This window comes from Mycobacterium sp. PS03-16 (assembly GCF_004570325.1).
Taxonomy (GTDB): domain Bacteria; phylum Actinomycetota; class Actinomycetes; order Mycobacteriales; family Mycobacteriaceae; genus Mycobacterium.
Window position 1 is genome coordinate 1 of record NZ_SPQO01000077.1, and the last position, 1,349, is coordinate 1,349.

The 1,349-nt window shown below is 65.8% G+C and carries 1 protein-coding gene; it reads left to right on the top strand.

From position 1 onward, the window contains the following. On the top strand, nucleotides 1-1,349 hold a 1,349-nt coding region (adh, locus tag E4P42_RS26755; protein ID WP_135129648.1), incomplete at both ends, for an aldehyde dehydrogenase.

Genomic DNA, 1,349 nt, shown 5'->3' on the forward strand with positions numbered 1-1,349 from the left:
CCCCGCTCCACGGAGGCCGATATCGAGGCGGCGTTGGACGCCGCGCACGCGGCGGCACCGGCGTGGGGGAAGACCTCGGCCGCCGAGCGGGCGTTGATCCTCAACCGGATCGCCGACCGTATCGAGGCCAACCTGGAATCACTCGCGCTGGCCGAGTCCTGGGACAACGGCAAACCGATCCGCGAAACGCTCAACGCCGACATCCCGTTGGCGGTCGATCACTTCCGGTATTTCGCCGGGGCGATCCGCGCCCAGGAGGGCGCGCTGAGCCAGATCGACGACGACACCGTGGCCTACCACTTCCACGAACCGCTGGGGGTGGTGGGGCAGATCATTCCGTGGAACTTCCCGATCCTGATGGCGACCTGGAAACTGGCCCCCGCCCTGGCCGCGGGCAACGCGGTGGTCCTCAAACCCGCCGAGCAGACCCCGGCCTCGATCCTGTATTTGGTGTCGCTGATTGCTGATCTGTTGCCGGCCGGGGTGCTCAACGTGGTCAACGGGTTCGGTGTCGAGGCGGGTAAGCCGTTGGCGTCGAGCAATCGGATCGCCAAGATCGCGTTCACCGGGGAGACCACCACCGGCCGGTTGATCATGCAGTACGCCTCCCAGAACCTCATCCCCGTGACGTTGGAGTTGGGCGGCAAGAGCCCGAACCTGTTCTTCTCCGATGTGATGGCCGCCGGTGACGACTTCCAGGACAAAGCCCTCGAAGGGTTCACGATGTTCGCGCTCAACCAGGGCGAGGTGTGCACCTGCCCGTCGCGCAGCCTGGTGCAGGCCGACATCTACGACGAGTTCCTCGAACTGGCCGCGATCCGCACCAAGGCGGTGCGCCAGGGCGACCCGTTGGACACCGAGACGATGATCGGCTCGCAGGCCTCCAACGATCAGTTGGAGAAGGTGTTGTCCTACATCGAGATCGGCAAAGACGAGGGTGCGCGGGTGGTGACCGGTGGGGAGCGCGCCGACCTCGGCGGTGACCTCAACGGCGGCTTCTACGTCCAGCCCACCATCTTCGAGGGCACCAACAGCATGCGCATCTTCCAGGAGGAGATCTTCGGGCCGGTGGTGGCGGTCGGGAAGTTCACCGACTACGACGATGCGATCGCCCAGGCCAACGACACCCTCTACGGGCTGGGCGCCGGGGTGTGGTCGCGGGACGGGAACACCGCCTACCGGGCCGGGCGCGACATCAAGGCCGGGCGGGTGTGGACGAACTGCTACCACATGTACCCCGCCCACGCCGCGTTCGGCGGCTACAAGCAATCCGGCATCGGCCGCGAAAACCACGCCATGATGCTCGACCACTACCAGCAGACCAAAAACCTCCTCGTCAGCTACAGCAA